The sequence below is a fragment of the Virgibacillus chiguensis genome (assembly GCF_900129865.1).
Lineage (GTDB): Bacteria > Bacillota > Bacilli > Bacillales > Amphibacillaceae > Virgibacillus > Virgibacillus chiguensis.
In genome coordinates this window covers 78241-87769 of sequence record NZ_FQXD01000008.1, presented here as the reverse complement: position 1 = coordinate 87769, position 9529 = coordinate 78241, and the positions used below count along the sequence as shown (strand labels likewise).

Below are 9529 nucleotides of genomic sequence, written 5' to 3'. Positions count from 1 at the left end.
GATGCCGACGCTGATGCCGATGCCGATGCTGACGCTGATGCCGATGCTGACGCTGATGCTGACGCTGATGCCGACGCTGATGCCGATGCTGATGCTGACGCTGACGCCGATGCTGACGCTGATGCCGACGCCGATGCTGACGCTGACGCCGATGCCGACGCTGACGCTGATGCCGATGCTGACGCCGATGCCGACGCTGACGCCGATGCTGATGCTGACGCTGATGCCGATGCTGATGCTGATGCTGATGCTGACGCTGATGCCGACGCTGATGCCGACGCCGATGCCGACGCTGATGCCGATGCTGATGCTGACGCTGACGCCGATGCTGACGCTGATGCCGACGCCGATGCTGATGCTGACGCTGACGCCGATGCCGACGCTGATGCCGATGCTGACGCCGATGCCGACGCTGACGCCGATGCTGATGCTGACGCTGATGCCGATGCTGACGCTGATGCTGACGCTGATGCCGACGCCGATGCCGACGCTGACGCTGATGCTGATGCCGACGCTGACGCTGATGCCGATGCTGATGAGGATTTAGGCTCGGTTACAACTGTAAATAGCGACAATTCTACTGATAAAGATGGAAATAAGGAAAAAGGTAACGAGCTTCCCAACACATCAAACAACTGGCTAATGCTTTCTTTAATGGGGCTAACTTCACTAGTAGCAGGATTGTTTACTCGCTTGTTTAGAAGAAGAACACAGAACTAAGCATAATGTAAATGTTATAAAAATAGAGGGGCCATTGATAGAGTGGACCCTCTATATACATATAAATGAACGGAGTAGTATTGTGAATAAAACAAAAGATAAACTATTAAAATTGAAAGATAGTTTTATGGACGAGTATAAAAGGCTTGATTCTACCTATTATTTCAATAGTAGATTAATAGGATTTTTATCATTAGGTAACCCAGAGCAACGAGCAATTGTAGTACCAATAACAGCTAACAACTTAAGCAGTTTGTTTAGAAAGATGATTCAAGAAGTGGAAAAAAAAACGCAGGCAAATAGGAACTTCAAGTGGGTAAAAGTAGATATAGCTAAAAATTTTAACATACAAAAGTTTAGAGAGTTAAATTTAGATATCTTAAAAACAAAAAAAAACTATTTTCGTAAAGGGATATCATTAGATTTAGAGTTTAAATATGCATTACTAGAACAAGAGTTGAACGGCAATGCCATTTTGTCAAATGTAGGAAAATCAAGTGAGTTGGCTTTTAATCTAGATAATTTAGCAAGTTATTTCGCTCAAAGCAAAGCCGTGTCTAAAGGAAAACAAATAAATATGGATGATGATGTAGTTGTTTTTAATACGGATAGTAAATTTATAGATAATTGCGTCGTTGCATTAGAAGATTCGTATTATGAACATGGGTTCCCCAAAGTGGAAAAGTTAACAAAAAAAGAGATAGTAGAATTGATTACTCATTCTTCAGATTATCTAGCGGATCAAGTTCAAATCAATGGAAAATTTGTATACGGGTATTTTTCATCCTTCGACAAGCAAATTAATTTTTATAATAGCTTGCGCCATGCTAGTACAGTGTATTCTATGATAGAAGGTTATGAAGTAAATCCAAAGAAATCATTAAAAATGGCAATAGAAAAGGCAGTTAACTACTTAACCCACGAACTAATTCGTGAAAATGAATGGAAGAACGAGGCGTACGTTATTGATTGGGAGAACCATAACGAAATAAAATTAGGTGCAAATGCTGCGGCAATTTTAGCGCTTACTAAATATGCAAGTGTTTTTAAGTCTAGAATATTTCAACCTCTTTGTGAGAAATTAGCAAATGCTATTGTTTCATTCCAATTACCTGATGGAAATTTTAATCATGTATATACATATCCTTCTTTAGAATTAAAAGAAAAGTTTCGAATTATTTACTATGATGGCGAAGCAGCGTTTTCATTAATGAAATTGTACCAGCTTGATCATAATCCCAAATGGTTACTATCTGTAGAAAAAGCATTTGATTTTTTTATTCAACATAAATACTGGGAAAATCATGATCATTGGTTGGCCTATTGCACGAATGAGTTAACTAAAATAAGACCAGAAGATAAATACTTTGAGTTTGGGTTATTAAACGTTACACAGAAGCTGAATTTTATATTTCATCGTAAGACAACATACCCTACTTTTTTGGAGCTGACTCTTGCTAGTTATGAAATGATTAGGAGAATTCAAAAGTTAAAACGGGAGCACTTACTAACAATAGTGTCAGTTAAAGAATTGATACATGTAATCAATAAACGGGCTTTATATCAATTAAATGGGTATTTTTATGCTAGCTTTGCCATGTATTTTAAAAATCCAAAACGAATTTTACACGCATTTTTTATTCGGCACCAATCATTTAGAGTCAGAATTGACGATGTTGAACACAATATCTCTGGATATCGTCGATATTTAGATTGGTTAGATGAATTGGGAGAGAATGCAAATGAAAAAGTTGAGTAATGCTCTTCTCTTCATTGGCTTGGCTCTACTTATATTTGTTGGTTACCAAATTTATGAATATAAATTAAGTGAAAAGCAGGCTATGCAAGAAGTAAGACAGACAATAAATACCCATAAATCAAATGAATCCATTGATGTCATCACCAATAATTATCAAGTAAACAAAGGGGAAGCATTTGCTTTTTTACGCATTCCGTCTATTGGTTTAGAACTTCCTGTAGTTGAAGGAACAGATAATGAAACGCTAAAAAAAGGAGTAGGTCACCACCATTCTACATGGTTTCCTGGTGAAGGTAATCAAGTATTCTTAGCGGGTCATAACGATTCAGCGTTTAAAAATGTTGGAAACGTTAAAAACGGCGACGTGTTAGAAGTCGAAATGCCATATGGAACTTTTTCGTATGAAATGAAAAAAAGCGATATTGTTTTAGCGACAAACACTTCTGTTATTGGAAATATGGACGAAGAAACACTTGTATTATCAACCTGCTATCCATTTCATGCACTAACAGATACACCAGAGCGATATTTATTATATGCAGAACTAAAAAACATTAAAATAAAATAAAGGCAGTGGCAATGATGAAGAACAGAGTTGGAATTTTAAGATTGAATCAATCTCCCCAATTAAGAGATCAGATTGCATGTGTGATAGCGAAAGCAATGGATTTAAATGCATTCTTTTTTCGACCGCAAGATGTAGACTTTACTACCAATACAATACAGGGAATGCACTTTCATGATGAGCAATGGATTGTCGGAACACAATCATTCCCAGATGTTATATACAATCACTTACCCATTGGTAAAAACCATAAAGATACATTTATTCGTTTAGCGCAATCAATTCCTTTTACGACACATCGTATTGGTAACAAAAATGTGGTTTTGAAACGATTGCAAAATGATAGTGAATTTAGTGAATTTTTAGTACCTAGTTATACAGTGAAATCATCGATAGAAGTTTTTCGACTCATAGAGAAATATAGAAAAGTAGTCTTTAAACCAGCTAATGGTAAGCAAGGCAGAAGAATATATACGATTGAAGCCGAAGATGTACAAGACAATACCTTTTTATTTAAAGAGGTGACACATACAATGGAATTCAATAGAGATCGTTTAAAGGCTCGCATTATTGACGAGTTAAATCTAAATCCGATGATTATTCAACCATTCATAGAATCAAAAACAATACATGGACACTCATTCTGTATGCGAGTGCATGTAGCCAAGGCAAGTAGAGGTAAATGGAAGCTAATTCGCTATTTTCCTTATGTAAGTAATAATAATAAAGAAACAGTTAGCCATATTAGCCATGGAGCTTTTGCTACAACAAGGTTGGATATTTTTATGAAACAAAACTTTCCAAGTAATTACAAAGATATATCACGTAAAATTACACGCTTTGCAAAACTATTTCCACCTTATTTCGAATCATATTATAAGTATCCATTAGATGCATTAGGCATAGATATGGGAGTAACTAAAAATGGAGGTATTTATATATATGAAGTAAACAGTTTACCAGGTACTCGTTATGTTGAATTCCAAGCTGAATATGCAGCTATGCAATATTGTAAATATCTTGCTAATCATCATAATAAGAAATTGAAGCACGGACTTTATTTAGATTCTAAAGGTAATAGTGTATATTGATGCTTCAATAAAAGGAGAAAAATATGAGCAAATTAAACGTGGGACTGCTATTCGGTGGTGAGTCAAGAGAACATGAGGTTTCTCTACAATCAGCAAGTAATGTTGCTAAAGCACTGGATGTAACAAAATTTAATCTAATACCAATCGCTATTTCCAAAGATGGTAAGTGGCTTTATGCTGATTCGATAGATAAAATAATTATAAACCAAGAACACCCCCAGCATATTGAATTAGATGTAAGTAGAAGTAAGTTGGCTATTTTCCCTGGTGACAAATACCAATTTATGGAGATAGATAAATTAAAACCTATTCCAAAATTAGATGTAATATTTTCAGTACTGCATGGTGGTTCTGGAGAAAATGGAAGTATGAATGGATTGTTTAATATCTTAAGGGTTCCTTGTGTGGGATCTAGTCTGCTTTCATCGGCGATTTGTATGGACAAAGACCTAACAAAGAAATTATTACGGTACAACAATGTCAAAGTTGCGAATTATGTATCCGTTACAAAGGAAACAAAAGATGTCTTTACCTATCAAGAATTAAAAGAGACATTGGGTGAGGAATTATTTATTAAACCTAATGCCGAAGGATCGTCTATTGGGGTGCACAAAGTAACAAATGAGCAAGAGTTTACGAAAGCTGTTGCAAATGCTTTACTATATGACGAAAAAATTCTCATCGAAGAAAGAATTATTGGTAAAGAAATTGAGTGTGCAGTTTTAGGGAATCAAGAGCCTGAAGCTAGTACAACTGGCGAGATAACATTTGATAGTAATTTTTATAGTTACGAGGCTAAATATATTTCTTCAAGTGCTGCAAAAATTAGTATACCATCATCTTTATCAGAATGTTTGTCTAGTAAGGTAGCTAAATTATCAATCGATATATTTAAAATATTGGGTTGTAAAGGTTTAGCAAGAATCGATTTTTTTATCACTGAAAGCAAAGAAATCTATGTGAATGAGATTAATGCTTTGCCTGGATTCACAAATATTAGCATGTACCCCAAATTATGGGAGTTCTCGGGTGTGAAGTATAAGGATTTAATTACTAAGCTAATTATGTTGGCATTAGATAGAGAGGATGCTTTATAAAGTAACGAGTTTATGCACCTGAAGCCATCTGATTTATTAGTATTATTCTTATCCTTATTTTTAGCTAATTTTTTTCAGTGTGGCTAGAATTTTACAGCGTTTCATGTAACTATGGCTATCAATAAATAAGTGAGAGGATTTATTAATGAAAGATTTTATATATTATGCATTTATCATAATGATAGTAATAGCCATTATAGGTAAAGTTTCGCTATTTATTTCCAGTATTATGAAGTTGTTTAGCTCGAATATAATGTGAGTGGCGGGGGTAACTCCAGCCACTCAAGCACTCACTAGTTTGATTTTATTCGAGCAATTAATATAGTTATTTCGCACTATCTAGAACATCGTTTTGATTTAAACCTTGATTAATAGCATCAGCAAATTGCTTCAATTGATTCCAACTTTGCTTTGCTATTTGCAAGTCCTCTTTCAATAATTCAAAATCTTGCTCTTCCATGACAGACACATTGTCTAATAGATTGTTATACTTTGCACCCATAATATGCCAATTATTAGACATGCTTTGTAAAGAAGTAATTGCCTTATCAATGGTACTTGCCATATTTGTAAACTTACTTTGGATATCTGTTAATACTGCTATCTCTTTTTCTATCCCTGAGATTTTTGCTTCTAAATTAGCAATTTGTTCTTCAGCATCATTTTTTTCATCAACTGCATTTTTAATCATTGGGCCACCTGCAAGACATAAGATCCCTGTTGCGCAAAGAAGTGAACCAGCCGCTATTTTTCCATTCGCTGCATTGATAACATCATTATAATAAGCGATTTGTTTTCGCATTAATGGGATGTCTGCATTTGTTGTGGCGAGATTAATTTGTAACTGGTTAGCGTTATTTTTAAAACTTGTTACATCCTTATTCATATTGTTTCGAAATGTAATTAAATTCTCTATTAAATAATCTACTTGTTTATTGCTTGCTGAGATGTGTTCGTATAATTGTTCAATTTCTGATTGTAATTTCTTTGCGTCTTTTTTATCAATAGCAGCTACTATATTTTCATGGTGGTGTTGAAAAGTAGTATTAAAATCAATTGTTTGCTGAATGGATAGTCTCATATCTGGCTTTACTTGATCAAACCATTGATTCGCATTATCTTTGGCTTCTTTTAAATTGTTTTGCATATGATTCTTTAATGAATTATCAATAGACTGTAGATCATCCAACTTAGGTAGTTGTTTGGTTTTAATATATTGTGCATAACTATCAATAATTGCAATATTAGCGCCAACGTTCTCAATGGATTTTTGGAATTCTTCAGAAACAAGATTTTCTGCTGCGTTGTTTGCTTGTTCTTGAGCGAAAACGACTGGCTTTGGAACAATATAAGTTATGGTAAATACAGCGAGTATAATGATGACAAACCATTTGTTTATATTTTTTTTATTCATATACATCACCCACCTTATTTTGGCGGGAAGGCTTTCTTCTCCCCGCCAAGAGTAAAAACAGCTAACCTTTACGACAACCCTCTAACGTTACGTCTGTTATCTACAGATTATCGACAACTTTGGTATCTTCTACATATAACTTCTCAGCAAATTCTTTAATATTTCCCCAACTCTTTTTAGCAATAGTTAAATCTTCTTTTAGTAAATCAAAGTCGTCTGGAGACATGATAGCAATATTGCTTAGCAAACTTTTATATTTTGCATCCATTGTATTCCACTGTGTTGAAATGCTTTGTAAGGAATCAATCGCTATATCAATTGTTTCTGTTAAATACTCCATTTGCTGTTTTATGCCTGTCACACCAGCAAGTTGAATTTGTGCATCTGTTACTTTTCCTGTCAAGTTTTTAATTTCTGCTTCTGCTTCATCAATTCCTTTTTTCGCTAGTACGACGCCTGTTATGCCTCCGCCAGCTAGTCCTACTCCACCAGCGATAAGCCCTATTCCTAGCGGGGTGCCAGCTCCAGTAGCAAGAACTGCTACGCCTCCAACAATAATGAGAGGACCTGCGGCAGTAGCGACAGAAGAAGCTATTAAAATATTATTATACTTGCTAATTGCTTCATAATATGTTTCAATTTGCTTCTGTAAAAGTGGAATACCTGCATCTTGACTTGCAAGCAGTGTGGATAGTTCATTGGTATCCCCTTTTAAATTTTGTGTGTCAGACTGTAATTTTTGCCTAAACTCCTTTAAATCGACGATTAGTTTATCGACAGCGGCTTTATTATCAGAGACACTGTTTGCTAACCGGCTTAATCTGGCGGCTAAAGCTTTGGTATCTTTGTTTTCAGCCGCTTCTACTAATCTATCATAATACCCTTCAAATTTATTGTCATAATTAATAATATTTTGATTGGTAGTAATTAATTGTGGCTTTAAATCATCCAACCACGTTTTGGCGTTTCCTCGAGCATTCTTTTGATCATGTAAGATCTTTTTTTGTAATGGGTTATCCACGATATTGACATTGTTAAAGTTAATATCTGGTTGTTTTATAACGGTTAGCGCGTATAAATCCATGACCAGTGCGTTAGACCCAGTTGTTTCTAATGCATCTCGAAGTCCGTCTGGACCTAGCTCAAATTTTTTATGCTGATCGACTTGAACTGGTTGTTGTTTTACAGCTGTTTCTGCATAAGCGTAGGATGGAGCTATATTGCTAAAAATGACTGTTGCTGCCATTGCAGATAATAAAATTGGTTTAACTTTTTTTGTTTTCTTTGTCACTATTGTTACCCCCTAACATAGAGCAAGTTTTATTTAATACTTGTTGTAAAGGTCTCAAATTGCTTAGCTTGTTTACTCATATCATGGACAATTGTTTGCAAATATTTTAGTTGATTCTGTAATTCCTTATTGTCTATTTTTCCAGAAATAACTTCTTGTTTTAGATTTGTGAGTAGGCTATTTAAGGTTGCAAAATTGTTGGCTAAGTTGTCAAAAACAGCTACTTCTCTTTTCACCATTTCTGCAAAGCCTAAAATTTGATCTTCTACAACGGTAACTTCTGTTGCTTGGCGCTCAGCATCCGTTAATTTCTTAAATAAAGCAGTAACTTCTTGCTGTTTTTGTTGAATGGTAGAAGCGGATTCTTTGGTTTGAAAATCGCGAGCATTCATAATTTCTTTACCAATTGCTTCCACAGATGCAACATCAATGGTTTTATTTTCACCGCTTGTTTTTACTAAATCATAAAGTTGTTGACCAAATTTAAATGAAAAATCATACACTTCATTCGGGTTGTTCAATATTTTGATTAGCTCATCTTGAATTTCAGCAAGTAATTCTTTTATTTGCTTTCTTAACTTCGTTGCTTCGCCATTTTCACCATTTAACGATTCAATTGCCTTCTCTGCTTTTTCAGAGAATGATTGGGCATCAGCCAATATAAGATTTTTGTAAGCGTTTAAATCGTTTGATGTTCGTTCCAGAACAAATTGTGTATTTTCAAAGTTGTTTTCAAGTCGATTAAATCGATTTAAAAAGTTGGATTTAGCTTGTTCACTTTCGTTAATTTGCCCTGCTAAATCATATAGACTTTTGTAATACTGATCTACTCTTTGCGTTAGTCCATACATATTTTCATTAACGTAGATAAGTTTTGGGCTATATTCATCTAACCACTCATGCACGTTTCTTCTTGCTATTTTTTGGTCATTTGTAAGGCTACTCATGTTGTTCACGGCAAGATTTGGTTGTTTTAATATGACGAGTCCGTAAGATTCTAGTAAAGGGTATTGGGAACCTAAAGTTCGAATCCAATTAGAAAATGTCACACTTCTTAAATCATCATTTGATTTAGCAAAAACATTTTTCGGTACTAGACCACTAAAAATGATAGCTAAAATCATTAATGTTATAAGTATTTTTTTCTTCATGAAGAAAACCTCCTTTTATCATGGAAATCTACCAATATAATTCTTCATATGGCTAATATGAAATAGTTTATTGAATCAGATGTGGAAATGAAAGGTGTATAATTAATCACCTTATGAAAGTATTTAATTGTGAATTATTTGTACAAACCTTTTTTCCGTTATAGATATATTATTATCAAGTAACAATTGGTGAAGATAGCTCATCGCAATATATTTTCATTTGTTTTTTCTTTATTTATAAAAGAATGGTATAGAAATATATTGGTTTGCAAATACTTCACATCTACATGGTTTGATGTAAAAGTTCATTGAAACTGTGTTGCTTTCACTCCCTTTCTTTATTGCTTGTCCATACTATACAATGACTTAAATTGTAGCGTCAACCTTATTTAAGTGGTTGTTTTTACCAATTTAACACTTGGAAATAGGTAGTGGTGTATA

General features: G+C 34.6%; 8 protein-coding genes. 5 read left to right on the top strand and 3 right to left on the bottom strand.

What is annotated here, in order from left to right; translation table 11 throughout:
- The 5 genes from BUB45_RS19360 to BUB45_RS10670 form a co-directional block, all read left to right on the top strand.
- On the top strand, positions 1-547 hold a 547-nt coding region (locus BUB45_RS19360; protein WP_212590764.1), incomplete at its 5' end, for a hypothetical protein.
- A 255-nt stretch (positions 548-802) separates the two neighbouring features.
- Positions 803-2479, top strand: a complete 1677-nt coding sequence (locus BUB45_RS10685; protein ID WP_084723618.1) for a hypothetical protein — start codon at positions 803-805, stop codon at positions 2477-2479.
- Complete coding sequence (locus BUB45_RS10680; protein WP_073008712.1) at positions 2463-3047, top strand: class D sortase; 585 nt, start codon at positions 2463-2465, stop codon at positions 3045-3047. Before BUB45_RS10685 ends, BUB45_RS10680 begins: the two co-directional genes overlap by 17 nt.
- An 11-nt stretch (positions 3048-3058) precedes the next feature.
- Positions 3059-4135: a YheC/YheD family protein gene (locus tag BUB45_RS10675; protein ID WP_084723616.1), complete on the top strand. Its 1077-nt coding sequence runs from the start codon at positions 3059-3061 to the stop codon at positions 4133-4135.
- Between the two features lie 23 nt (positions 4136-4158).
- Positions 4159-5232 (top strand): D-alanine--D-alanine ligase family protein, encoded by a 1074-nt coding sequence (locus BUB45_RS10670; RefSeq protein WP_073008706.1) that lies wholly within the window; start codon positions 4159-4161, stop codon positions 5230-5232.
- 325 nt (positions 5233-5557) lie between these two features.
- Here the strand turns inward: BUB45_RS10670 and nheC are convergent, their stop codons facing one another.
- From nheC to nheA, 3 genes are all read right to left on the bottom strand, one after another.
- The gene (gene nheC / locus BUB45_RS10665; RefSeq protein ID WP_073008703.1) at positions 5558-6646 is read right to left on the bottom strand and encodes a non-hemolytic enterotoxin subunit C; all 1089 of its coding nucleotides are present in this window, start codon (positions 6644-6646) and stop codon (positions 5558-5560) included.
- Between the two features lie 100 nt (positions 6647-6746).
- Positions 6747-7937: a non-hemolytic enterotoxin subunit B gene (nheB, locus tag BUB45_RS10660; protein ID WP_073008700.1), complete on the bottom strand. Its 1191-nt coding sequence runs from the start codon at positions 7935-7937 to the stop codon at positions 6747-6749.
- A gap of 29 nt (positions 7938-7966) precedes the next feature.
- A complete protein-coding gene (gene nheA / locus BUB45_RS10655) occupies positions 7967-9088 on the bottom strand; it encodes a non-hemolytic enterotoxin subunit A (RefSeq protein WP_073008697.1) in 1122 nt (373 codons plus the stop codon).
- Between the last annotated feature and the right edge of the window lie 441 nt (positions 9089-9529).